Source organism: Streptomyces sp. NPDC024017 (assembly GCF_040638895.1).
Taxonomy (GTDB): Bacteria; Actinomycetota; Actinomycetes; order Streptomycetales; family Streptomycetaceae; genus Streptomyces.
Map to the genome: position 1 here is coordinate 489,511 of NZ_JBEZYZ010000003.1, position 24,100 is coordinate 513,610.

Sequence of the window (24,100 nt, forward strand, 5' to 3'; positions counted from 1 at the left end):
GGCTTCTCGGTGGTGCCGGAGTCCTCGGGCCGCTGACTTCAGCCTGTGCCCGGCCCCTGCGGCGCACTACGGGCCGAACGGCCCCTGCAAGGGACCGACCGCCCCTCGCGTCCGGCTGCGGCGGGTGCGACGGTGAGAGTGGATCTGCACCATGCCGGGCACGAGGCGGTGGGCACGATGACGATGGAACTTCCCCTGGTCGTGGGTGTCGACGGATCGGACGGCAGTCTGCCGGCGGTCGACTGGGCGGTGGACGAGGCAGCCCGGCACGGACTTCCCCTGCGGCTGGTCCACGGATCCCTCTGGGAGCGGTACGAGGGCCTCACCCCGTCGGTCGGCCCGGACCGCCCCGCCGGGCAGGTGTCGGCCGACCACATCGTCGCCTCCGCTGCGGAGCGCGCCGGGCGGCGCAACCCCGACGTGAAGGTCTCCACCGAGGTCCTCCCCGCCGACGCGACGGACGCCCTGCTGCACGAGGGCGACAACGCCACCGCCCTGGTCACCGGCTCGCGGGGCCGCGGCGACCTGAAGGGACTGCTGCTCGGCTCCGTCGGGCTGGCCGTCGCGGCGCGTGCTCACTGCCCGGTCGTCGTGGTACGCGGCGACCAGGCCGGCCTGGCCGGTACCCACCGGCGGATCCTGCTCGGCGCCGGAGACCCGGCGACCGGCGAAGAAGCGGCACGCTTCGCGTTCCGCGAGGCCGAGGCCCGTGGATGTGTCCTGGACGTGGTCCGGGCCTGGCGCCGCCCCGCGCACGGATCTGCCGAAGCACCTGACCGGGACCACCAGGAGCGGGCCCGCACCGAGCTCGACGAACTGCTCCGCGACGCCGTGGCCGATCACCCCGGCGTCCGAGTGCACCGCGCCACGGTCGAGGGCCCGGCCCGCAAGGTGCTGGTGCACCGCTCGGCCGCGGCCGATCTGGTCATCGTGGGAACCCGGCGCCGGCAGGGCCACCTCGGGCTCCAGCTCGGCATCGTGGCCCACACGCTGCTGCACCACGCCGAATGCCCGGTGGCCGTCGTGCCGCGGCGCGTCCACGCGGAGACGATCCCGTGACGGCCCGGACCTGGGAGCACGAGGGATACCGCCCCGCCGAGGAACGGCTGCGGGAGTCGCTGTGCACGCTGGGCAACGGCTACTTCGCCACCCGCGGGGCGCTGCCCGAGTGCACGGCGGACGACGTGCACTACCCGGGCACCTACGCGGCGGGCTGCTACAACCGGCTCACCTCCGAGGTCGCGGGCCGCCGTGTCGAGAACGAGGACCTGGTCAATCTCCCCAACTGGCTTCCGTTGCGCTTCCGCCTGGCAGGCGGGCCGTGGCTCACCCCTGACACGGCGACCGTCCTCGACCACCGGGAGACCCTCCACCTCGACTCGGGCCTGCTGGAGCGCCGCACCCGGTACGGCCTCGGCGGGGGTCGGCCGCTGTCCCTGCGCCAGCAGCGGCTGGTGCACATGGGAGATCCGCACCTCGGGGCGCTGCGCACGGAATTCACCGCCGAGGACCTCACCGGCGAGCTGGAGGTGGAGGCCGCGCTCGACGGGGCGGTCGTCAATGCCGGGGTGCCCCGTTACCGTGACCTGGACGGTCGCCACCTGACCCATGTGCACACCGGCACCACCGTCCCCGGCACGGTCTGGCTGCGCTGCCGCACCCGCACCTCGGACATCCGGATCGGCATGGCCGCCCGGCTGACGGCCCAGGGCCCGATCACGGACGCGCACGAACCCTCACACGCCGTTCAGCGCGCCATTTTGCCCCTCGCCCCGGGCCGTGCCGCCGTCGTCGACAAGACCGTCGCCCTGCACACCTCACACGACCCGGCGATCAGTGATCCGCTGCAGGCGGCCGTGGACCGGGTGGGCGCGGCACCGGGCTTCGACGACCTGCTGGCATCGCACCGGACCGCCTGGGACCAACTGTGGCGCAGGACCGAACTCGACGCCCCGGGAGAAGCCGGAGCCATCCTGCGCCTGCACCTCTTCCACGTCCTGCAGACCCTCTCCCCGCACACCGCCGACCTGGACGTGGGCGTACCGGCCCGCGGGCTTCACGGCGAGGCCTACCGCGGGCATGTCTTCTGGGACGAGCTGTTCGTCCTGCCGTATCTGAACCTGCACCTCCCCGAGGTGTCCCGCGCCCTGCTCCACTACCGCCACCGGCGCCTGGACCGGGCCCGGGCCGCGGCACGGGCCGTCGGCCGGCGCGGCGCGATGTACCCGTGGCAGAGCGGGAGCGACGGACGCGAGGAGACCCAGCGGCTGCACCTCAACCCCCGTTCGGGCCGCTGGCTGCCGGACCATACGCACCTCCAGCACCACGTCGGTTCGGCGATCGCGTACAACGTGTGGCAGTACTGCGAGGCCAGCGGCGACGCGGAGTTCCTGCACACCAAGGGCGCCGAGATGCTGGTGCAGATCGCGCGCTTCTGGGCCGACTCGGCCACGTGGGACGAGAACCTGGGGCGGCACCGCATCCGGGGTGTGGTCGGACCCGACGAGTACCACGAGGCCTACCCGGGTGCCGAGTGGCCGGGCCTGGACGACAACGCGTACACCAACGTCACGGCGGCCTGGGTCCTCGCCCGCGCACTGGAGGTGCTGCGCGTCCTGCCCGAGCCCCGCTGCCGCGAACTCCTCGAACGCATCGCCCTGGACGATGGTGAACCCGACCGCTGGAAGGAGGTCTCCCGCACGCTCCACGTTCCCTTCCACGACGGGATCATCAGCCAGTTCGAGGGCTACGGCGATCTCGCCGAACTCGACTGGGACGACTATCGCGATCGTTACGGCGACATCAGGCGCCTGGACCGGATCCTGGAGGCCGAGGGCGACAGCGTCAACCGCTACAAGGCGTCCAAGCAGGCCGACGTGCTGATGCTCGGCTACCTCTTCTCACCCTCCGAACTCCAGCGCCTCTTCCGCCGGTTGGGCCACCGGCTGGAAGAGGAGACCTGGCAGCGCACCGTCGACCACTACCTGGCCCGCACCAGCCACGGCTCCACCCTCAGCGGTCTGGTCCACGGCTGGGTCCTGGCCCGATGCCGACGGGCCGAGGCCTGGCGGTACTGCCAGGAGGCCCTGCGGGGCGACATCGCAGACCTCCAGGGCGGTACCACCGGCGAGGGCATTCACCTCGGCGCCATGGCCGGCACCCTCGACCTGGTCCAACGGGGACTGCCCGGTCTGGAGACCCGCGCCGGTGCACTGTGGCTGGACCCCGTGCCGCTGCCGGAACTGTCCTCGTACGGCTTCTCCCTCCGCTACCAGGGCCACTGGGGCATACGACTGCGGCTGACGAGCGGACACGTGGAGATCGCCGTACCGCCGTCCGGCCTCCCGCCGATCGAGATCGAGCTGCCCGACCGTGCGATCGGCGTGCAGCCGGGGGAGACGTGCCGGCTGGCCCTCATGGACGGGTGAAGGGGCCAGGAGCCCTCAAGGGCGCCCCAGGCACCCCTCGGGCAGGGCGGCTCCGGTGCCGCACAGATGCTCGATGGCCGCGGCGAAGGAACGGCAGTCGAAGAGAGCCGAGTGTTCCTGCCCGGCCGCGGGCCTGGGGAGGCCGAGCACCTGCCACAGGCGACCGACGTTGACCGTCGCCGTCTCCGGCGCGAGGGAGTTCAGCCACGGGCGGATGTTGAGGAAATGGGCGGGGAGGAAGCCGTTCTCGACCTGCTCCCCACGGGCGCGCGCCCAGCCCAGGTTCTCCCCGAGAACCACCATGTCGTTCCCGTAGGAAAGCACGGACTGCCCCCGGCAGAAACCGAGGAAGTCGCCCAGCGCCTCGGCCGGCTCGACCCCCTCGCGGTCCACCCGTTCCTGGTCGATGCCGGTGAGCCCGGTGAAGTACGCGGACAGCCGCGGATTGGTCACGGGCCGCACCACTGCCTCGAACTCCTCGGCGACGGAGAAGTCCTCGCACAGCCGCAGCGCCCCGATCTGCACGATCTCGCGAAGCTGCCCCGGTGCCCCCCAGTCCTGCTCGAGCGCCCCCTGCCATGACGTGAACTCGAGATCGAACACGACGAACGTACGCAAGGCGTCTCCCTGTGGCACCGGTTGCGGCCAGGCTACTCCGCGTGACGATCGGTGTGCCCGTCAGGCGCCGGGAGCAGCTTCTCCTCGCGCGTCCAGAACCAGCACCGCGACGTGCAGGGACGTGCGCTGCAGCCCTGATTCCAGGTCGCAGCCGAGGAGTCGTTCGATGGTGTGGAGGCGCTGGTAGTACGCCTGCCGGGACATGCCCGCCAGCTTCGCCGCGACCGACTTGTTCCCGGCGGCCGTCAGATAGGCGCGCAGCGCGGGCAGCAGGTCGCCGCCGTTGCGGTCGTCGTGCTCGATGAGACGGGTCAATTGCCGTTCCGCATACCGCTGGAGGCGGGTGTCCTTCCGCAGGACGCCCAGGAGTTCCGGCAGCCCGACATCGGCGGGCACGTAGAACCACCGCTCCGGGGACGCCGGTGTCACGGCCTCGGCCGTCTGCTCGGCCTCCTGCCACGACCGGGCGATCCCGGAGAGGTCGGTCACCCCCGGGCCGACGGCGACGACGGCTTCCGCTCCCAGTTCCTCGCGGGCCAGACGGCCGATGCGCTCGGCGACCGGCTGCCAGGCGCTGGCCTGCGCCAGTGCGAGGAGTACACCGATCCGGCCCGGGGCCGTCTCGCCGACCAGAGCGCGGATGCCGGTCTGCGCCAGCGCCTTCGCGACCCGTTCGTCGAGGTGCTCCCCGGTGCCGGTGTACGCGTGGCGGATGACCACGGCGAAGAGGCGGTGCCCGAAGGCCGGCAGCCCGAGGGCCTCGGCGCGGGCGCGGGCGTCCGCGGGGGAGCGGAACCGACGTTCGTACAGGTCCCGCAGCACGGAGCGGTGCGCCCGGCGCTCCCACCAGGCCGGTCCGGCCAGACGCGCCATGGTCAGTGCGACCGCCGCGCGCTCCAGGACCAGGACGTGTTCCGGGTCGGGCTCCGCGTTCAGCCGGCCCTCCAGCAGGACCAGCCGACCCCACGACCCGTTGTGGTCCTGCACGGGCGCGATCAGCCACCCCTCCGGACCGCTCGGCGTGATCTTCTCCAGAGTCGGCGCGGCCCGGGAACGCCGGGACCAGGCCGACACCACCGGCTCGTACGGCCGGCCGAGCAGGTCGCACATCAGGACCCGGTGGGTGAGGTCCTCCAGCACCACGGGGGCTCCGGTGAGCTCCGCAGTGGTGTGCACCAGTTCCTCGGGACCCGCCCCCCGCAGCGTCAGAGCGGTGAAGATGTCCTGGATGTCCCTCCCGCGCCGCAGCAGCGCCCCCTGGGCGTCGAGGATGAGCGCGTGCACCGTCTGTGTGACGTCGATGAACCGGACACCGCGGGCCAGCTCGACCAACGGCACCTCACGGGCACGGCAGGCGGCCACCAGCTCGTCGGGCACCTTCCGGTAGCGGTGACCGAGCTCCACCACCAGGCCGGCCGCGCCGACATCGGCGAGCTGGTCGACGTACCCCCGCAGCTCGGAGGCGTCCTGCGGATACGGCATGCCGGTCGTCAGTACCAGCTCGCCGCCCTCCAGGAAGTCGGCGGGGTTGAGCAGCTCGGTGACATGTACCCAGCGCACCGCACGGTTCAGCTGTGACTCTCCGGCCAGAACGCGCGGCATCCCTTCGGTGAGCACAGGCAGGCGCAAAACCTCCGCGATGGTGAGGAAGTGCCCGCTTACCAGGCGTCTGGGCGGCATAGAGGGTGCTTTCTTCCGAGGGATGCGGGGCCACCATCGCACCGGCCCATCGCGGTGACAAGAGGGGCCATAGCACTTTCCACAGGCTGGACACTCGCCGTGACAGACCGTCTCAAGAAGGCCGTGAGGTGGAACAGAGTGTGGGTTGACCTGCGTGTTCGCCCGGGTCGAAAGTGAACGCCATCCCCAGCAGGACACGGACCGCAAGAGTCCGCACGGTGTCCGCCCGGTGCTGGGGGGCACCACTGCCACCCATGCCACCCCCGGCGAAAGGAGACCTCATGCGCCGCATCCCGAAGCGCGTCGCCGTCATCGGCACCGGCAGCATGGGCAGCCAGGCCATGTGGCGACTGGCCGCCCGCGGAGCCGAGGTCATCGGCTACGACCGGTACGCGCCGGGTCACGACCGCGGCGCGGCAGGGGGCGAGACCCGCATCTTCCGCGCCGTGCACCTCGGTGAGCCCGGGTACATTCCGCTGCTGCGGCTCGCCGACCGGATGTGGGACGGGCTCCAGCGCGAAACCGGCTTCCCGCTGCGCCGTCGCAGCGGCTGCCTGGTGATGGGCGAGACCGAGTCCGCGTCCATGCGCCTCCTCCGCTCCGCCAGCACCACCCACCGGCTGGACCACGAAGTACTGGACCGGGAGGAACTCGCCCGTCGCTACCCGCAGCACCGCCTCCCGGACGGGCACACGGCCGTACTCGACCGAATGGGCTCCATCATCAGGCCCGAGGCGTCGATCCAGGCCGCCGCCACCCGCGCCGAGCAACTGGGAGCCCGGCTGCACCGCTACACACCGGTGCGCGAGATCGCCCCGGCGGCAGGCGGCGGGGTGCACATCGTCACCGACCACGGCACGGACCACGTGGACACCGCGGTGGTGACCGTCGGCCCGTGGATCAACACCCTGCTCCCGGACCTTCCGCGGACGGTCGACATCCGCCGGCTGATCAGCTCCTGGCACGTCCCCACCCGCCACGACTGGTTCGCGGGCGGAGCACCCGCCTTCGTCCGCAGCACCCCCCACGACTGCTACGGACTCCCGTCACCCGACGGCATCTCCGTCAAACTGGGCCTCTCCTACGCCCGCTACCTGCCCGTACCCGACCCCGAGCGGCTCGATCGCACGGTCCGCCCGGAGGAACTCGCCACCTTCCGCGAGCTCATCGCGGAGCTGATGCCCGACCTGAACCCCGACCCCATCAGGCTGTCGGTCTACATGGAGGGCTACACCGCCACCGGCAACCCGCTCGTCGGTCATCTCCCCGGCGAGGACGACATCGTCGTCATGGCCGGCTTCTCCGGCAGCGGCTTCAAACTCTCGCCCGCCATGGGCGAGATCGCCGCCGACCTGGCGCTCGACGGCACGACGGACCACCCCGTCGGCTTCCTCGCACCGGCTGGCGCCGGCGCCGTCTGAAACACGGACCGAACCGGATTCCGTTCCCCCGAACCCCTTCTTCGAGAACACACGTGGAGCCCTTCATGAGCGACCCCTCGTTCCGGCCGAAGTACGTCTCGTTCGATTGCTACGGCACGCTGATCGAATACCCGATCACCCCCATCACCCGTGAACTGGTGGGCGATCAGATCCCCGCCGAGCAGTGGGACCAGTTCGTCCGGGAATTCCGCGGCTACCGCTACGACCAGGTCCGCGGCGAGTACTACGCCTACGAGCAGGTGCTGCAGGACTCCTTCGAGCGGGTCTGCCGCAAGTGGGGCCTGAAGGCGGACCCGGAAGCGGGCAAGCGGTTCGCCGACGGCGTGCGCAGCTGGGGCCCGCACGCGGACGTGCCGGAGCCGCTGAAGAAGATGGGCGAGAACTACAAGCTGGTGATCCTGTCCAACGCGGACGACTCCTTCCTCGCGGAGAGCGTGCCCCGGCTCGGGGCGGACTTCCACGCGGTCTACACCGCGGAGCAGGCCGGCTACTACAAGCCCCGGTACGCCGCCTTCGAGTACATGCTCGACCAACTCGACGCGTCCCCCGAGGACTTCGTGCACGTCTCCTCGCACACCCGCTACGACCTGATGCCGATGCACGACATGGGCTTCCGCAACCTGATCCTCCTGGACCGCGGCTACGACCCCGTGACCCACGGCTACGACTACGTGCCGGTGAAGTCCCTGGACGACCTCAACCGCATGCTCGGCATCTGAACTCCCCACCCCTTCCGTACGGGACCCGTACGTCCCCGCATCACGGCTCCCCGTACCCCCAGCGAAATCCAGGAGGCTCTGTCATGGAAGACAACCGGATAGGACGCAGAACCGTACTCCGCACCGCGGGTGCGCTGGCCGCTGCCACCGCAGTGACCGGATGCGGCACTCTCATGGGCTCCGGCGGAAGCCGCAGCTCATCGGGCGGCGGCGGCGAGAAGAAGATCGTCGTCAGCAACAGCGGTGGCGCCTACAACGACGCTCTCACCAAGGCGGTCTACGAGCCGTTCGCCAAGGAGACCGGCATCACGGTCACCACGGTCAACTACCAGTCCGCACAGGTCATCGCCCAGGTCAGGCAGGGCCGGCCGCAGGTCGACCTGATGGACAACACCCTGCTGATCTTCCAGAAGATGGCCCGCCTGGACTGTCTGGAGCCGGTGGACCACGACCGGCTGAAGAGCGTCAAGGGTGCCGGAATCGCGGAGCACAACCTGCCGGAGCACGCGGTCGGCAAGAACGTCTGGGCGAGCCTGATGGCCTACCGCACGGACAGTCTGAAGCGCGCGCCGAAGGGCTGGGCCGACTTCTGGAACACCCACTCCTTCGCCGGTCAGCGCTCCCTGCAGAGCGCTGAAGCGGACTACCCGGAGCTGGAGTTCGCGCTGCTGGCCGACGGGGTGCCGCTGGACAAGCTGTACCCGCTCGACCTGGACCGGGCGTTCGCCTCGATGTCGCGGATCCGCGGCGAGGTGAAGAAGTTCTGGAACACCGGCGCCCTTCCGGCGGTGCTGCTGGGCCGCAAGGAGGTCGTCATGACCAGCCTGTGGAGCGGCCGCGCGGACGAGCTGATCAAGCAGGGCCAGCCGGTCGCCTACCAGTGGAACGGCGCCCGCAGGCTCACCAACGGCTGGGGCATCCCGAAGGGCGCGGGCAACACGGACGCGGCCTACAAGCTGATCGACTTCTCCCTGCGTCCCGAGGTGCAGGCGGCGTTCGCCAAGCTCTTCCCGCAGGGCCCGGTCGTCCCCGCGGCCACCAAACTGCTCTCGGACGACGTCCTGGCCACGCTGCCGACCTCGCCGCAGAACCTGAAGACCGGGTTCGACACCGATGTGGCCTGGTGGGACAAGAACCTGGAAGCGGTCAGCGAGCGCTGGCGGGAGTGGGCCGATGCCTGAGCGGACCCAACTTCTCGCCTCGGCCCTGGCTCCCGGGTCCCACTCGCTGACCGGTAAGTCGTTGTCCGTGACGGGGCTGCGGAAGTCCTACAGCGGGACGACGGTGGTCGACGGTGTGGACATGGAGATCGCGGCGGGCGAGTTCGTCACCTTCCTCGGCTCCTCCGGTTCCGGGAAGACCACCACGCTGATGATGCTCGCCGGGTTCACCGAACCCGACTCCGGCAGCATCGCCGTCGACGGCCGCGACATCACCAGACTCAACCCCGGAAAGCGCGACTTCGGTTTCGTCTTCCAGCAGTACCTGCTCTTCCCGCACATGACGGTCGCGGAGAACGTCGCCTTCCCCCTCCAACTGCGCGGAGTACCCAAGGCGGAGATCCGCCGCCGCGTGGGCGAGACCCTGGAGGCGGCGGGCCTGTCGAAGTTCGCCGGCCGCAAGCCCCGCGAACTCTCCGGCGGGCAGCAGCAGCGCGTGGCCCTGTGCCGGGTGCTGGTCTACCGCCCGCCGATCGTGCTGATGGACGAACCGCTGGGCGCGCTGGACAAGAAGCTGCGCGACCAGATGCAGACCGAGATCAAGTCCATCCAGCGTGAACTCGGCCTGACCGTCGTCTACGTCACGCACGACCAGGAGGAGGCCCTGGTCCTGTCGGACCGGATCGCCATCATGAAGGACGGCTGCATCGAGCAGTTCGACACCCCCCGCGGCCTGTTCGAGCGCCCCCGCACCCCGTTCGTGGCCGACTTCCTCGGCGCCGCCAACTTCCTCACCGGCAAGGTCGAGGACGGTGGGGGAGACGACTGCACCCGGGTGCGCCTCGACACCGGCGGCGTGCTCACCGCCCGCGCCCACCCCTGCGTGCCCGGACAGAGCGTGCGCGCCGCGGTGCGGCCGGGCAGGCTCCGCCTGGTCGGCGCCGAGGAGAGCTGCTGTACCGGCACGGTCGAGACGGCCGTCTACGTCGGCTCGCTGACCCGGATCACGGTCCGTCCGGACGGTGCCGCTCCGGGGACGCCGCCGCTGCGGATCGAGACCGCCGGCGTCCCGCCGCGCACGGGCGAGCGGGTCTGTCTCACCGCCGACCGGGACGATGTCAGCGTCTTCGACGCCACGGACGGGGGGTGAGCCGTGGCCGGCACCGTTGTCGCACCCACCAAGGTGCGTGTGAAGACGTCCGCGAAGCGCGGACACCGCTCCCGCATCGCCCTGGTCAACGCCGTCCCCGTCACGGTGTTCCTGCTGGTGTTGTTCGTCTACCCGATCATCGGGGTGCTCTCGCTCAGCCTGGAGGGCGACGGCGGCGGCTTCACCCTCCACTGGTACACCGACGCCCTCAGCGGCGTGAACCTCTCGGTACTGATCTCCACCCTGCGGATCTCCGCCGAGACCGCGCTGCTGAGTCTGCTGGTGGGTTTCGTCCTGGCACACGCCATCGCCCGGATGCGGCCCGTCTTCGCCGCCCTGGCCATGCTGATCGTCGTCGTACCGCACTTCATCAGCGCCCTGGTCCGCACCTACGGCTGGATCATCATGCTCGGTGAACACGGCATCATCAACTCGCTGCTGACCTCCGTACACGCCCCCGGCGCACCGTATTCGCTGCTGTACAACGAGACCGGCGTGGTCATCGGCACCACCTCCGTCATGCTCCCTTACACCGTCCTGGTCCTCCAGGGCGTGATGCGGGGCGTCGACGGCCGGCTCCTGGCCGCGGCGGCAGGCTTCGGCGCGACACGGTTGACGATCTTCCGCCGTATCTACCTGCCGCTCGTGGCGCCCGGAATCGGCACGGCAGGACTGCTCAGCTTCATCCTCTGCCTGGGCTACTACATCACCCCCGCCCTGATGGGCGGCGACAAGCAGACCGTCGTCGCGGCGCTCATCGACCAGCAGGTGATGAAGCAGGACCAGTGGAACTCCGCCGCCGCCTTCGGCGTCATCCTGCTCCTGCTCACCTTCGCCGGCCTCGGCGTGCTCGGCCTGGCCAAGCTCCGCCGCACCAAGGCGCACGCACGAAGGAGCAGCTCATGATGGAACTGCCCCCCACCCGGGCCGGACACATCGGCCGCGGCCTGAGCGCCACCGCCATCCTGCTCTTCCTGGCGCTGCCGATCGTCATCATCCTGGTCACGTCCTTCGGCGCGGACGGCATCGGCACCTTCCCGCCCGAGCAGTACAGCACCCGCTGGTACGAGCAGATGGCCGCACCCGGCGGCAACTGGGCCACCTCCATCGCCCTGTCCAGCCTGGTCGCCGCCCTGACGACGGTGTTCTCCCTGATCCTGGGCGTCACCGCCGCCACCGCCCTGGCCCGCGGCCGTCTCCCCCTGCACGCGGCGGTCTACGGACTGGTCCTGGCCCCCATGCTCATCCCCCAGGTGGTCATCGCCCTCGGCCTGTTCCTCTTCTTCGAACCGGCCGGCATGCTCGGCAGCCCCCTCGCCATCGCCCTCGGGCACACGGTGCTCTCCGCACCGATCGCGATCCTCATCCTGATCTCCACCCTGCGCGGTATCGACGAACGGCTCGAGGACGCCGCGGCCAGCATGGGCGCCGGCCGGATGACCATCGCCCGGCGCATCACCTTCCCCCTGGCCACCCCCGGCCTGATCGCGGCAGCGGTGTTCTCGTTCATCACCAGTTTCGACGAGTTCTTCATCGCCCAGTTCCTGTCCACCCCCGACACCCGCACCCTGCCGGTCCTGGTCTTCAACGCCCTGCAGTTCGACGTCGACCCGACCGTCACCGCGGTCAGCGCCGTGCTCATCGCCCTGGCCGTCCTGGCCCTCGCCCTGGTCGCCCTCGTCCGCAAACTCGGCGGCCACCGGGGCGGCCAGAACGTCCTCCCCGTCGAACCCCTCACCTGAGCCGGCCTCTGGTGGCGCCCGGCCGCGCCCTCCCCGAACACTTTCCCCGCAGGAGACCCGCAATGAAGACGATCCCGTACTGGGTGGAAACCGCCGGGGCCTTCCCCGACCGGTCCGGCAAGCCACTGACCGAGGACACCGACCTGGTGGTCATCGGCGCCGGCCTGACCGGTCTGTCCACCGCCCTCCACTCCGCCCGCAAGGGCGCCCGTGTCACCCTGGTCGAGAAGAGCCAGATCGGCTCCGGCGCCTCCGCGCGCAACGGCGGTATGGCGAACCTGGGCTTCACGATCGGCGTACGCCAGGCCATCCGCCGGTACGGACTCGAACGGGCCCGCGAGATCTACAACTCCTACGGCGAGGCGGTGGACACCGTCGAGCGGCTCGTGAACGAGGAGTCCATCGACTGCCAGTTCCGTCGGGTCGGACGCCTGGGCGTCGCGTCCCGCCCCGCGCACTTCGAGAGCAAGAAGGCCCAACAGCGCGACCTGGCCACGTACTTCGGGCACGAGACCACACTGATCGGCAAGTCCGAGCTGCGTTCCGAGATCGGATCCGACGCCTACCACGGCGGCCTGCTCGACCCGTTCAGCGCAGCACTGCACGTCGGCCGCTTCGTGCGCGGCATGGCCGAGGCGTGCGAGCGCACCGGTGTCGAGATCCACGAGCGCAACGCGGCCATCGGCGTACGGCGTACCGCCGCCGGCCGGTTCGAGGTCAGCACCGAGCGCGGCGTGATCCGCGCCGGGCAGGTCCTGATGGCCACCGACGCCTACACCGACAAGAACTTCCCGTGGCTGCGCCGCCAGCAGGTCTGCCTGGGCAGCTTCATCATCGTGACCGAGCCGCTCGGCGAGGACCTCGCCCGGGACATCATCCCGAAGGCCCGCCTCATCGTCGACTCCAACCAGGTCTGCCACTACTTCCGGCTCACCCCGGACAACCGGCTGTTGTTCGGCGGCCGCGCCCGCTTCGCACCGTCCGACCCCACCTCGGACAAGAAGAGCGGACAGGTCCTGTTCCGTGAGATGTGCGAGATCTTCCCCCAGCTCGCCCGGACGAAGGTCGAGTACGTGTGGGGCGGCTCCGTCGGCTTCGCGATGGACCGCATCGTGCACGCCGGGCAGACCGAGGACGGCGTGTACTACTCCATGGGATACGCGGGCCACGGCGTGCAGATGGCCACGCACATGGGGCAGGTCATGGCCGAGGTGATGGACGGCCACCCCGAGGTGAGCCCGGTCCGCGACCTCGCCCCGCCCCGCATCCCGCTCTACAACGGCACCGCCTGGTTCCTGCCCTTCGCGGGCGCCTACTACAAGACGCTGGACCGCATCCGCTGACCGGTCGGCAGTACCTCTACGCATACAAGGAGAAACCCACGATGACTGTCGTCCGTGATGTTCCCAAGCAGCTGTTCATCGGCGGTGGCTGGCAGGACGCCGAGTCCGGCCGGACCCTGTCCGTCGACAACCCGGCCACCGGCGAGGAGCTGTGCCGGGTCGCCGACGCCTCCCCGGCCGACGGCCGGCGTGCCGTCGAGGCGGCGGTCGCCGCGCAGGCGGCCTGGGCCGCCACCGCGCCCCGGGTGCGCAGCGAGATCCTGCGCCGCGCCTACGACATCATCATCGCGCGCACCGAGGACCTCGCGCTGCTGATGACCCTGGAGATGGGCAAGCCCCTGGCCGAGGCGCGGGCCGAAGTCGCCTACGCGGCGGAGTTCTTCCGCTGGTTCTCCGAGGAAGCGGTGCGTATCGAGGGCGGTATGACCACCGCCCCGGACGGCAGGAACCGCCTGCTGGTCACCCGCCAGCCGGTCGGCCCCTGCCTGCTGATCACTCCCTGGAACTTCCCGCTGGCGATGGGCACCCGCAAGATCGGTCCCGCCCTCGCCGCCGGCTGCACCATCGTCCTCAAACCGGCCCCCCAGACCCCCCTGGCCAGCCTCGCCCTGGCGGAGATCCTCAGCGAAGCGGGTCTGCCGGCCGGTGTGCTCAACATCGTCACCACCACCGACGCCCCCGGCGTCGTCGAGCCGTTGCTGCGGGGCGGGCAGATCCGCAAACTCTCCTTCACCGGCTCCACCCAGGTGGGCCGCATCCTGCTGGCCCAGTGCGCCGACACCGTCATCCGCACCTCCATGGAGCTGGGCGGCAACGCCCCCCTCATCGTCTTCGACGACGCCGACCTCGACGTGGCCATCGAAGGCACCATGGTCGCCAAGATGCGCAACATGGGCGAGTCCTGCTGCGCCGCCAACCGCATCTTCGTCCACACCTCCGTCGTCGAGGAGTTCACCACCCGCCTCGCCGCCCGCATGGCAGCGCTGAAGGTCGGGCCCGGCACCGAACCCGGCACCGACGTGGGCCCGCTCATCGACGTCGCCAGCCGCAGCAAGGCCCACGACCTGGTGCAGGACGCCGTCAAGCGCGGCGCCACCGTCCTGACCGGCGGTGAACTGCCCGAGGGGCCGGGCTGCTTCTACCCGCCGACCGTCCTCACCGGCATCGCCCCCGAGTCGGCGATCATCGACACGGAGATCTTCGGCCCGGTCGCCGCGATCCGCACCTTCGACACCGAGGACGAGGCCGTCACCGCCGCCAACGACACCGAATTCGGCCTGGCCGCCTACCTGTTCACCCGGAACCTCGACCGCGCCCTGCGCGTCGCCGAACGCCTCGAAAGCGGCATGATCGGCCTCAACACCGGACTGGTCTCCAACCCCGCCGCACCCTTCGGCGGCGTCAAGCAGTCCGGACTGGGCCGCGAAGGCGGACGCGTCGGCATCGACGAGTTCCTGGAGTACAAGTACATAGCCGTCCCCGTCGGAGCCTGACATGCCCGAGCGACTCGTCGTTCTCTACCGCGGCAACCGGCCACCCGCCACTGCACTCATCGAACGCCTCGCGGACACCGTCTACGCCACCGAGGAGGAACTGCCCTACCTCCTCCCCGGTGCCGACGCCCTCCTGGCCTGGGTGACCATCACCCCGGCCATCCGCGAGGCCTGGCCCGACAACCCGGAGAAGGCACCCCGCTGGGTTCACGCGTCCTCCGCGGGCGTGGACTCCTTCCTCTTCCCCGCCCTCGTCGACGACCCCGGCGTCACGCTCACCAACGCCCGCGGCGTCTACGACCAGCCCGCCGCCGAGTACGTCCTCGGCCTGATTCTCGCCCTCGCCAAGGACTTCCCCGGCACCTGGGAGCACCAGCGGCGCCGCGAGTGGCGCCCGCGCCCCAGCGACGGCATCACCGGACGCACCGTCCTGGTCTGGGGGACGGGGCCGATCGGCCGGGCCATCGCCCGGATGCTGCGCGCTGTCGGGATGCGGGTCTGCGGCGCGGGCCGCAAGGCCCGCACGGACGACCCCGATTTCGGCACCGTCCACCGTGCGACCACACTGCCCTCCGCCCTGGGGGAGGCGGACTACGTCGTCCTGGCCGCACCCCTCACCCAGGGCACCCGGGGCATGGTCGACGCCCCCGTGCTCGCCGCCATGAAACCGGGTGCGCGACTGATCAACGTAGGCCGGGGCGGACTCGTCGACGAGGAGGCGCTGGTCGACCATCTCGCCGCCGGACGGCTCGCCGGAGCGGCCCTGGACGTGTTCGCCCAGGAACCCCTGCCCGCCGAATCACCCCTGTGGGACATGCCCGGCGTGATGATCTCCCCCCACACGGCGGGCGAGACCACCGGCGAGCGGGAGGCGCTCGTCGAGGTGTTCCTCGACAACCTCACCCGGCACATCGAGGGCCGGCCGCTGCGCAACGTGGTGGACAAGCGGCGCGGATACGTGATCGACAAGGCGTACCCCGCCTGAAAGGCGGGGAGCAGGCGCCCCGGCCGGCCGCCTCCACCGGCCGGGGCGCGTGCTACTCGCCCTTCCTGCGCGCCAGTACGCTGCCCGTCACCGCCAGCACGGACAGCACCACCAGCGCCGCGGCCGGGCCGAGGACGGTCCAGGGGGCCAGTTCGACGTACGGCTGGTTCTCCGAGAGGAGGCGGCCCCACTCCGGGGCAGGCGGCTGTTCGCCCAGGCCCAGGAAGCCGAGCGAGGCCAGGACCAGGACCGTCGTGGGCAGCCGGAGCAGGGCGTTGCGCAGCAGGGCCGGGACCACCGAGGGCAGCAGGTGGCGGCGCAGCAGGTGCAGCCGCCCCGCGCCGAGCGCGACGGACGCGGCGATGTGCCCGCTCGCGCGTTCCTGTTCCAGCAGCGCGGAGGTCTGGGCGGCGTACGGGCTCCAGCCGACCACGCAGACCGCGCAGGCCGCGCCCCACACCGACGGTCCGGTCACGCCCGCGATCAGCAGGCCCGCGAGGACGGCGGGCAGCGTCGACACGACCTCCGTCGGGCCCGCGCTCGCCCTCGGTGCCATGCCCAGCAGCAGTCCGGTGACGGCGCTGACCGCCGTCACCACGAGGGCGACCGCGGCCGTGCGCAGCGCCCCGTGGCCCAGCCGGGCCAGGAGGTCGCGGCCCAGGGCGTCCGTGCCCAGGGGGTGTTCGAGAGAGGGGGACAGCAGCCGTGCCGCCGTGTCGACCTGGAGCGGGTCGCGCAGGAGCCCCGCTGTCACGAGGGCGAGCAGGAGCAGGGCACCGGCCGCGGTGACCCAGCGCAGGGAGCGCGGCACCGTCAGCGGAGGCGGGTACAGGGCAGGCAGGGCGCCGTCGCGCAGGGGCCGGCCGAGGAGGGCGTGACGCAGGGCGCGGATCAGCACGCCCGCGGCGACGCCCAGCAGGACCAGGGCCAGGGTCGCCGTCTGCAGCACCGGGAGGTCCTGCGCGACGGCGGCTTCCAGCGCGAGCCGGCCGAGCCCGGGGATGTTGAAGATCTTCTCCACGGCGACCGCACCGCCGACCAGGGCCACGACGGTCGGCAGCAGTTGCGGCAGTATGCCGGGCAGGGTGCGGCGCAGCCCGTCGCGGGCGATGTGACCGGGCGGGAGCCCGGTGGCGTAGGCCGTGCGCGCCCAGGGTTCGTGGAAGGCGGCGGGCAGTGCCTGGTCGAGCATGCCGCCGAGCATCGCGCCCGAGGGGATGCCGAGCGCGAGTGAGGGCAGCACCATCGACTGCGGGCCCTCCCACCCGCTGGACGGGAACCACCCCCACCACACCCCGCACACGGTGGCCAGCACCGAGGCGAGCAGGAACTTCGGCAGCGACGCCAGGACGGCGGCCGTGGTGCCCGTCCGGTCCTGCCGCAGCCGGCGCCGGGAACCGAGGAAGACCGTACGGGCACACACCAGTCCGGCGACCAGCACGGGGACCGCGAACGCGCCCAGCATCAGCGTCAGGGAGACCGACAGGGCGGTCCCCGCCTGCGGCATGACCGGTGCGCCGGAGACCCACGAGACGCCCGCGTCCCCGCGTGGCAGGCCGCCCAGCCAGTGCGCGAGGTGGACCAGGGGGCCCTCGTCCAGGCCCAGCTGCTCCCGCACAGCGTCCAGTTCCGACGGTGTCGGGTTCTGGTCGGCGGAGCGGGCGCGCAGCACCGTGCGGGCCGGGTCCGTGCCGGACAGCCAGGGCAGCAGGGCCACCGCCCCGAGCAGCGCGGCTCCGGCGAGCACACGACCGGCCGCCGCCGGCCAGAGGGACGGGCGGGCGGCGGCGGGGGCGTGCGCGAGGCTCATGCGCGTTACTTCAGGCGCGTGTCGACGTCGATGAGGGACCGTTCGCGCGGGTCGAGGATCACGCCCCCGACATCGGCCGCGATGCCCTGCACGGCCTGCTCGTGGACCAGCGGCACCACCGCGTCGGTGCGCAGGATCTCCGCCTCCGCCCGCATGATCTTCTCCCGGCGGCTCTCGGTGTCCCGCTCCGCGGCGGCGGCCCGGATGGCCTTGTCGACCGCGGCGTTCTTCAGGCCGGCGATGTTGTAGACGCCCTCGCTGGTGAAGTCGCTGGCCAGGTAGTCGACCGCGTCACCGGTGTCGAGGAGCGTCACCCGGGAGAAGACGAGGGCGTCGTACTTCCCGGCGAGGAGGTCGCCCTCCATCTGCGTGTACTCGCGCACGTCCTGCTTCACCGTGAACCCGGCCTTCTCCAGCTGCTGCTGGAGCACCGCCGCGGCCTCGGGCAGCTCGGCCCGGTTGGTGTAGGTGGCCAGCCGCAGCGTCCTTCCCTTGGTGCCGGTCTTGACCTCGGCGGCGGTCGCGGCCTCGGTACGGTCCGTCACCTCGGTGCGCTTGTCGGCCGCCCAGGGGACGGCGGGCCCGAACAGGCCCTGCGCGGGGTCGGCGTAGCCGCCGAAGACGGAGTCGACCAGCGCGGAGCCGTCGACGGCCTTGCGGGCGGCGGCGCGCAGCCCGGCGTCGGTGAACAGGCCGCTGCCGGTGTTGAGGATCAGGCTGTCGGTGCGCACCGAGGGCACCTCGTGCCGGGTCTGCTTGTCGAGCAGCTTCGCCTGGGCGGTCGGGATCCACTCGGCGATGTCGGCCTCGCCGCCGCGCAGCGCGTTGGCGCGGGCCGTGCCGTCGGCGATCCAGCTGACGTCGATGCCGGGCGCCTTCGCCTTGCCGCCCCAGTAGCCGTCGAAGCGGTCGAGCGTCGCCTTGGCCTTGCCGCTGAGCCGGGTGATCTCGAACGGGCCGGTGCCGGTGCCGACCGGGCTGACGGCGCCGTCCTTCGCGTACGCCTTCGACGACAGGATCGCCAGTGCCGGACTGGCCAGACGCAGCGGCAGCACCGGGTCGGGCGACTTGGTGGTGAGGGTGACGGTGTCGGCGTCCTCGGCCTTGGCGGTCAGGGACACGTCGCTCAGGACGCGGGGCTTGGGCTTGGCCGCGCTCGCGTGGTCGAGCGCGTCGACGACGGCCCGGGCGGTGAGCTCGGTGCCGTCCTGGAACTCGGCCTTGCGCAGCTCGAAGGTCCACTTGGTGTCGCCGTCCTGCTTCCAGGACTTCGCCAGAGCGGGCTTGGCCGTGCCGTTCTTGTCGAGGGCGGTGAGGCCCTCGGCGACGGACAGCTTGCTCAGCACGGTGGCGTCGTTGCTGTACGGGGACAGCGCCTGCACGGGGGGCACGGCCAGCGCGACCCTCAGCCGCCCGCCGGATCCCGCGCCGGCGTCGCTGTCGCCGGACGCGAAGCAGCCGGCCAGCAGAGGAGTGAGAGTGAGTGCCGCTATGAGGCCGCGGTAGGTGGTGCGCATGTCGGATCCTGTCGTGCGGGAGGTCGGGCGGGCCGCTCCGGCCCGGTCCAGGGCTTGATCGGCGACGTCAGCATATAAGGGGAGCCTTACCAAACTCTCAGCCGGGTAGGTGAAATCTCAACGATTGGGCGGTCTCGGGTCGAACGAGAGCCTCTCGACCTGCTGTTCGAGTTGTGCCATCGTGTGCGCCGATCGGAGGTGAGGCGCATGACCGGCGCGGACCCGGGGCTGTTCGGTCCGGAATCGGTGACCTGGCAGCTCCACGGCGACCCCGTGATGTGGATCGCCGGTGTCCGGGCGCTCTACCTCCAGGCCCTGCACCCCCGTGCGGTACGCGGGGTCATGCAGAACTCCGACTTCCGGCGTGACGCCTGGGGCCGGCTGATGCGCACGGCCGACTTCGTCGGAACGACGACGTACGGCACCACGGGGGCCGCCGAGCGCGCCGGTGCCCGGGTCCGGAAGATCCACCGCATGCTGACCGCGACCGACCCGGACACCGGTGAGCGCTACGGCGTCGACGAACCCGCGCTGCTGATGTGGGTGCACTGCGCCGAGATCGACTCCTATCTGCAGGTCGCCCGAAGATCCGGGTTCCGGCTCACCGACGCCGAGGCCGACCGTTACGTCGCCGAACACCGGCAGAGCGCACGCCTGGTGGGCCTCGACCCCGACGCCGTACCGGGCAACCGGGCCGAGATGGCCGAGTACTTCGAGAAGGTGCACCCGGACCTCGCCGCCGGACCCGAGGCACGCGAGGTGGACGACTTCCTGCTCCGCCCGCCGACGCACCCGCTCCTCGTACCAGCGCGCGAGGTGCTGTGGCGGCGCGTGGCACACCTGGCGTACGCCTCCCTGCCGCCGTACGCCCACGAGTTGTACGGCAGACCGGCCCCCGCACCCGCCGCCGTCACCCGCCAACTGCGCCTCGCAGGCCTCCTGCTGCGCCGCATTCCCGCACGTGTGCGGTGGCAACTCCCGCCCAAACACATTCTGCGGGCCATGGCGAGGCTCGGCCCCGACGCGCGCCCGGCACCGTACAAACTCGGACGATAGGCCGCCATACTGGGTGGGCCAGGGGGCGGGCGGACAGCTACCGGGGGGAGCGTCGCGCGACATGGGGGACAGCAGGCTGATCCACGGCCGATACCGGCTGCTCGATCTGATCGGGCGCGGCGGCATGGGCGAGGTGTGGCGGGCACGGGACGAGTCCCTGGGCCGGCACGTCGCCGTCAAGTGCCTCAAACCGCTGGGCCCGAACCACGACCACGCCTTCACCCGCGTGCTGCGGGAGCGGTTCCGCCGCGAGGCCCGGGTGGCCGCCGCGCTGCAGCACCGGGGCATCACCGTGGTGCACGACTTCGGCGAGTCCGACGGCGTCCTCTACCTCGTCATGGAGCTGCTGGACGGCCGCAACCTCAGCCAGCTCCTGGAGGACAACAAGCAGCATCCGCTGCCGGTCTCGGACGTCGTGGAGATCGCCGAGCAGGTCGCCGCCGCCCTCGCCTACTGCCACGAACAGGGCATCGTCCACCGGGACCTGAAGCCCGCGAACATCGTGCGGCTGGGCGACGGCACGGTGAAGATCTGCGACTTCGGCATAGCCCGTCTCGGGCACGACATCGGCTTCACCTCCAGACTGACCGGCACCGGCATCGCCATGGGCACCCCGCACTACATGTCACCGGAGCAGATCAGCGGCACCGAGGTCGACCAGCGCAGCGACCTCTACTCGTTCGGGTGCGTGCTGTACGAGATCGCCACCGGCGTGCCGCCCTTCGACCTCGACGACGCGTGGGCGATCCTCGTCGGCCACCGCGACACCCCGCCCCGGCCGCCGCGCGAGCACCGCGCCGAACTGCCCGAGTACCTGGAGCAGGTCGTCCTCGACCTGCTCGCCAAGGAACCCGGGCAACGGCCCGACGACGCCCGCGAGCTGGCCCGCCGGATCAGCGCGCACCGGGCGGCGCCGGCGTACGTGACCGCCGTCGCGGCGGCCCGCCCGGCTCCCGGCGTGCCGGCGGCCGCGGGCCGGCTGCCGTCCTGGACCCGCGGCATGACCACCGGCCACAAGGCGACCGGCACGGGGCTGCGCACCATGCCTCCGGACCCGGCGGCGGGACTGTCCGGCGAGTGGATCGCCCGGCCCGCCACCGGTCCCGTCGTCGAGGAACCGGCAGCCGCGGCGCGGCCCGCCCCGCCCACGGAGGTGCTGACCGCCCTGGCCGGCCGGCACAACGCGGGCCTGAGCCTCGGTCGGCTCGGCCGCTGGACGGAAGCGGGCGAGGTGCACCGGGCGGTCGCCGCCGAACGCGAGCACCTCCTCGGCCCCGACCACCCCGACACCCTCGCCAGCCGCTACGAGGTCGCCTTCACACTCAGCCGCACCGGCCGCGCCGCGGACGCCCTGCGCGAGTACAAGCACGTCACCGAGGCCAGGATCCGCATGCTCGGCGCCGATCACCCCGACACCCTGGCCGCCCGCCAGGAGATGGCCTACGTGCTCGGCCAGCTGGGCCGCCCCTTCGACGCCCACCGCGTCTACACGTCGGTGCTCACCGCCCGGGAGCACATCATGGGCCCCGACCACCCCGACACCCTGCGCTGCCGCCACAACCTCGCCTTCAACCTCAGCCGCCTCGGCCGTCTGGAGGACTCGTACCGCATGGCCCGCGAGGTGGCCGCCGCCCGCGCCCGTGTGCTCGGCCCGGACCACCCCGACACGCTCGTCACCCGCTACGAGGTCGCCTACGCGCTCGGTCAGTTGGGCCGCTGGTCAGAGGCCCTGGAGACCTACCGCGAGGTGGTCGCCGCCCGCGGCCGCGCCCTCGGCCCCGACCACCCCGACACCCTTGCCGCACGGCACGAGGTCGGCATCAGCCTGGGCCGCCTCGGCCGCAGCGCGGAGGCCCTGGACCTCTACCGCGGCCTGGCCGAGGACCGCACCCGCAGCCAGGGCCCCACCCACCCCGAGACCCTGCGCGCCCGCCACGGCCGATGCGTCAACCTCGGACGGCTCGGCCGCTGGGAGGAGGCCCTCGCCGAGTCCCGCGACGTGGCCGCCCTCCGCGAGCAGGTCCTCGGCCCCGACCACCCGGACACCCTGGTCAGCCGCCGCGAGGTCGCCGTCGGCCTCGGCTGGCTGGGCCGCTGGGCCGACGCGCTCACCGAGTACCGGCGGGTGGCCGCGGCCCGCGAACGCGTCCTCGGCGCCGACCACCCCGACACCCTCGCCAGCCGCAACGACGAGGCCCACTGTCTGGAACAGCTCGGCCGCAGCGCCGAGGCCGTGGCCCTGTACCGAAGGGTGGCGGCCCTGCGGGAGCAGCGGGCATCAGTCGGGCGCTGACCCGTCCAGGCCCGGCGCTGAGCGGCCCGGCCCGCGCCCGGCGCCGTATGGCCGACCCGGATCACCCCGTGTTACCAAGAACCATGACCGCACCCGAGGGACCCCGCGCACACCGGACGTACGACGCCGTCATCGTCGGCGGCGGCCACAACGGCCTGGTCGCCGCCGCGTATCTGGCCCGGGCCGGCCGCTCCGTGCTGGTCCTGGAGCGGCTGGACCACACGGGCGGCGCGGCGGTGTCCACCCGGCCCTTCGCCGGGGTCGACGCCCGGCTGTCCCGCTACTCGTACCTGGTCAGCCTGCTGCCGAAGAAGATCGTCCGGGACCTCGGCCTGGACTTCCGGGTCCGCACCCGTACCGTCTCCTCCTACACGCCCGCCGAGCGCGACGGCCGGCCCACCGGACTCCTCGTCGGCGGCGGCGAACGGCGCACCCGGGAGGCGTTCACCCGGCTCACCGGCTCCGACCGCGAGTACCGGGCCTGGCAGGACTTCTACGGCATGACCGGCCGCGTCGCCCAGCGGATCTTCCCGACGCTCACGGAGCCGCTGCCCACGCGCGAGGAACTGCGCCGCCGCCTCGACGACGAGGAGGCCTGGCGGGTGCTGTTCGAGGAGCCGATCGGTGTCGCCGTGGAGGAGCACTTCGACGACGACCTGGTGCGCGGCGTCGTCCTCACCGACGCCCTCATCGGCACCTTCGCCGACGCCCACGACCCCTCCCTGAAGCAGAACCGCTGCTTCCTCTACCACGTGATCGGCGGCGGCACCGGTGACTGGGACGTGCCCGTCGGCGGCATGGGAGCCCTCACCGACGCCCTCGCCGACACGGCACGCGCGGCGGGCGCGGTCCTCGCCACCGGCCACGAGGCGCTGCGCATCGCCACGGACGGCCGAACCGCCGAGGTCACGTATCGCACGGCCGACGGCGAAGGCACCGTCGCCGCCCGGCACGTCCTGGTGAACGCCTCACCGCAGGCCCTGGCGGACCTGACCGGCGACACGCCCCCGGCCCCCGCCGAGGGCGCCCAGTTGAAGGTCAACATGCTGCTCAAGCGGCTGCCGCGGCTGCGCGACACCTCCGTCGACCCGCGCGAGGCCTTCGCCGGCACCTTCCACATCGCCGAGGGCTACGAGCAACTGGCCACCGCCCACGCCCAGGCCGCCGCCGGCGACCTGCCGGCCGCCCCGCCCTCCGAGATCTACTGCCACTCCCTCACCGACCCGACCATCCTCGGGTCCGGCCTGGCCGAGCAGGGCTACCAGACGCTCACCCTCTTCGGCCTGCACACCCCGGCCCGCCTGTTCGAGCGGGACAACGACGCCGTACGCGAGGACCTGCTGAAGTCGACCCTCGCCCAGCTCGACGCCCAGCTGGCCGAACCCCTCGCCGACTGCCTGGCCACCGACGCGGACGGACGCCCCTGCATCGAGGCCCGGACCCCGCTCGACCTGGAGCGGGACCTCGGTCTGCCCGGCGGCAACATCTTCCACCGCGAGCTGAGCTGGCCCTACGCCCAGGACGGCACCGGCCGCTGGGGCGTGGAGACCGGGCACCCGAACGTCCTGCTGTGCGGGGCGGGCGCGGTGCGCGGAGGCGGGGTCAGCGGGGTGCCGGGGCACAACGCGGCGATGGCGGTGCTGGAGAACACCCCGGAGTGACCC

General features: G+C 71.9%; 18 protein-coding genes. 14 read left to right on the top strand and 4 right to left on the bottom strand.

Annotated elements, in window-relative coordinates; all coding sequences use genetic code 11:
* The first annotated feature begins 183 nt into the window (after positions 1-183).
* Both AB0G20_RS10570 and AB0G20_RS10575 read left to right on the top strand, forming a co-directional pair.
* Positions 184-1,059, top strand: a complete 876-nt coding sequence (locus AB0G20_RS10570) for a universal stress protein (protein ID WP_361299389.1) — start codon at positions 184-186, stop codon at positions 1,057-1,059.
* On the top strand, positions 1,056-3,428 hold the full coding sequence (locus AB0G20_RS10575) for a glycosyl hydrolase family 65 protein (RefSeq protein ID WP_361298928.1): 2,373 nt from the start codon (positions 1,056-1,058) through the stop codon (positions 3,426-3,428). Before AB0G20_RS10570 ends, AB0G20_RS10575 begins: the two co-directional genes overlap by 4 nt.
* A gap of 15 nt (positions 3,429-3,443) precedes the next feature.
* Here the strand turns inward: AB0G20_RS10575 and AB0G20_RS10580 are convergent, their stop codons facing one another.
* Positions 3,444-4,046: an exonuclease domain-containing protein gene (locus AB0G20_RS10580; RefSeq protein ID WP_361298931.1), complete on the bottom strand. Its 603-nt coding sequence runs from the start codon at positions 4,044-4,046 to the stop codon at positions 3,444-3,446.
* A 60-nt stretch (positions 4,047-4,106) separates the two neighbouring features.
* The gene (locus AB0G20_RS10585) at positions 4,107-5,726 is read right to left on the bottom strand and encodes a PucR family transcriptional regulator ligand-binding domain-containing protein (RefSeq protein WP_361298934.1); all 1,620 of its coding nucleotides are present in this window, start codon (positions 5,724-5,726) and stop codon (positions 4,107-4,109) included.
* 281 nt (positions 5,727-6,007) lie between these two features.
* Between AB0G20_RS10585 and solA the strand changes: the two genes are divergently transcribed.
* The 9 genes from solA to AB0G20_RS10630 all read left to right on the top strand — a co-directional run bounded on the left by solA (position 6,008) and on the right by AB0G20_RS10630 (position 15,760).
* Positions 6,008-7,147, top strand: a complete 1,140-nt coding sequence (gene solA, locus AB0G20_RS10590) for an N-methyl-L-tryptophan oxidase (protein WP_361298937.1) — start codon at positions 6,008-6,010, stop codon at positions 7,145-7,147.
* 65 nt (positions 7,148-7,212) lie between these two features.
* A complete protein-coding gene (locus AB0G20_RS10595) occupies positions 7,213-7,887 on the top strand; it encodes a haloacid dehalogenase type II (protein ID WP_361298940.1) in 675 nt (224 codons plus the stop codon).
* Between the two features lie 83 nt (positions 7,888-7,970).
* Positions 7,971-9,068 carry an ABC transporter substrate-binding protein gene (locus AB0G20_RS10600; protein WP_361298943.1) on the top strand — a complete coding sequence of 366 codons (1,098 nt, stop codon included), beginning with the start codon at positions 7,971-7,973 and terminating at the stop codon, positions 9,066-9,068.
* Complete coding sequence (locus tag AB0G20_RS10605; protein ID WP_361298946.1) at positions 9,061-10,197, top strand: ABC transporter ATP-binding protein; 1,137 nt, start codon at positions 9,061-9,063, stop codon at positions 10,195-10,197. The genes AB0G20_RS10600 and AB0G20_RS10605 overlap by 8 nt, the downstream gene beginning before the upstream one ends.
* 3 nt (positions 10,198-10,200) lie before the next feature.
* A complete protein-coding gene (locus AB0G20_RS10610; protein ID WP_361298948.1) occupies positions 10,201-11,103 on the top strand; it encodes an ABC transporter permease in 903 nt (300 codons plus the stop codon).
* The gene (locus tag AB0G20_RS10615) at positions 11,100-11,939 is read left to right on the top strand and encodes an ABC transporter permease (RefSeq protein WP_361298951.1); all 840 of its coding nucleotides are present in this window, start codon (positions 11,100-11,102) and stop codon (positions 11,937-11,939) included. Before AB0G20_RS10610 ends, AB0G20_RS10615 begins: the two co-directional genes overlap by 4 nt.
* Before the next feature lie 62 nt (positions 11,940-12,001).
* Positions 12,002-13,282 carry an FAD-binding oxidoreductase gene (locus AB0G20_RS10620; RefSeq protein WP_361298954.1) on the top strand — a complete coding sequence of 427 codons (1,281 nt, stop codon included), beginning with the start codon at positions 12,002-12,004 and terminating at the stop codon, positions 13,280-13,282.
* Between the two features lie 41 nt (positions 13,283-13,323).
* Positions 13,324-14,775 (top strand): NAD-dependent succinate-semialdehyde dehydrogenase, encoded by a 1,452-nt coding sequence (locus tag AB0G20_RS10625; protein WP_361298957.1) that lies wholly within the window; start codon positions 13,324-13,326, stop codon positions 14,773-14,775.
* A gap of 1 nt (position 14,776) precedes the next feature.
* Positions 14,777-15,760 (top strand): D-2-hydroxyacid dehydrogenase, encoded by a 984-nt coding sequence (locus AB0G20_RS10630; RefSeq protein ID WP_361298960.1) that lies wholly within the window; start codon positions 14,777-14,779, stop codon positions 15,758-15,760.
* 52 nt (positions 15,761-15,812) lie between these two features.
* Here AB0G20_RS10630 and AB0G20_RS10635 read toward each other — a convergent pair whose 3' ends face one another.
* Complete coding sequence (locus tag AB0G20_RS10635) at positions 15,813-17,570, bottom strand: ABC transporter permease subunit (RefSeq protein ID WP_361298963.1); 1,758 nt, start codon at positions 17,568-17,570, stop codon at positions 15,813-15,815.
* A gap of 5 nt (positions 17,571-17,575) precedes the next feature.
* Positions 17,576-19,087, bottom strand: a complete 1,512-nt coding sequence (locus tag AB0G20_RS10640; protein WP_361298965.1) for an ABC transporter substrate-binding protein — start codon at positions 19,085-19,087, stop codon at positions 17,576-17,578.
* 207 nt (positions 19,088-19,294) lie between these two features.
* Here AB0G20_RS10640 and AB0G20_RS10645 point away from each other — a divergent pair, with 207 nt between their 5' ends.
* From AB0G20_RS10645 to AB0G20_RS10655, 3 genes are all read left to right on the top strand, one after another.
* Positions 19,295-20,143 (top strand): oxygenase MpaB family protein, encoded by an 849-nt coding sequence (locus AB0G20_RS10645; RefSeq protein WP_361298967.1) that lies wholly within the window; start codon positions 19,295-19,297, stop codon positions 20,141-20,143.
* Between the two features lie 61 nt (positions 20,144-20,204).
* The gene (locus AB0G20_RS10650; RefSeq protein WP_361298969.1) at positions 20,205-22,436 is read left to right on the top strand and encodes a serine/threonine-protein kinase; all 2,232 of its coding nucleotides are present in this window, start codon (positions 20,205-20,207) and stop codon (positions 22,434-22,436) included.
* An 83-nt stretch (positions 22,437-22,519) separates the two neighbouring features.
* The gene (locus tag AB0G20_RS10655; RefSeq protein WP_361298972.1) at positions 22,520-24,097 is read left to right on the top strand and encodes an NAD(P)/FAD-dependent oxidoreductase; all 1,578 of its coding nucleotides are present in this window, start codon (positions 22,520-22,522) and stop codon (positions 24,095-24,097) included.
* The last annotated feature ends 3 nt before the right edge of the window (positions 24,098-24,100 follow it).

Excerpts from the sequence above, each read along its gene's own strand:
- AB0G20_RS10585 (WP_361298934.1), bottom strand. The coding sequence starts at position 5,726 with ATGCCGCCCAGACGCCTGGTAAGCGGGCACTTCCTCACCATCGCGGAG.
- AB0G20_RS10600 (WP_361298943.1), top strand. The coding sequence starts at position 7,971 with ATGGAAGACAACCGGATAGGACGCAGAACCGTACTCCGCACCGCGGGT.
- AB0G20_RS10605 (WP_361298946.1), top strand. The coding sequence starts at position 9,061 with ATGCCTGAGCGGACCCAACTTCTCGCCTCGGCCCTGGCTCCCGGGTCC.
- AB0G20_RS10595 (WP_361298940.1), top strand. The coding sequence starts at position 7,213 with ATGAGCGACCCCTCGTTCCGGCCGAAGTACGTCTCGTTCGATTGCTAC.
- AB0G20_RS10625 (WP_361298957.1), top strand. The coding sequence starts at position 13,324 with ATGACTGTCGTCCGTGATGTTCCCAAGCAGCTGTTCATCGGCGGTGGC.
- solA (WP_361298937.1), top strand. The coding sequence starts at position 6,008 with ATGCGCCGCATCCCGAAGCGCGTCGCCGTCATCGGCACCGGCAGCATG.
- AB0G20_RS10640 (WP_361298965.1), bottom strand. The coding sequence starts at position 19,087 with ATGCGCACCACCTACCGCGGCCTCATAGCGGCACTCACTCTCACTCCT.
- AB0G20_RS10570 (WP_361299389.1), top strand. The coding sequence starts at position 184 with ATGGAACTTCCCCTGGTCGTGGGTGTCGACGGATCGGACGGCAGTCTG.
- AB0G20_RS10620 (WP_361298954.1), top strand. The coding sequence starts at position 12,002 with ATGAAGACGATCCCGTACTGGGTGGAAACCGCCGGGGCCTTCCCCGAC.
- AB0G20_RS10630 (WP_361298960.1), top strand. The coding sequence starts at position 14,777 with ATGCCCGAGCGACTCGTCGTTCTCTACCGCGGCAACCGGCCACCCGCC.
- AB0G20_RS10650 (WP_361298969.1), top strand. The coding sequence starts at position 20,205 with ATGGGGGACAGCAGGCTGATCCACGGCCGATACCGGCTGCTCGATCTG.
- AB0G20_RS10615 (WP_361298951.1), top strand. The coding sequence starts at position 11,100 with ATGATGGAACTGCCCCCCACCCGGGCCGGACACATCGGCCGCGGCCTG.
- AB0G20_RS10655 (WP_361298972.1), top strand. The coding sequence starts at position 22,520 with ATGACCGCACCCGAGGGACCCCGCGCACACCGGACGTACGACGCCGTC.
- AB0G20_RS10645 (WP_361298967.1), top strand. The coding sequence starts at position 19,295 with ATGACCGGCGCGGACCCGGGGCTGTTCGGTCCGGAATCGGTGACCTGG.
- AB0G20_RS10635 (WP_361298963.1), bottom strand. The coding sequence starts at position 17,570 with ATGAGCCTCGCGCACGCCCCCGCCGCCGCCCGCCCGTCCCTCTGGCCG.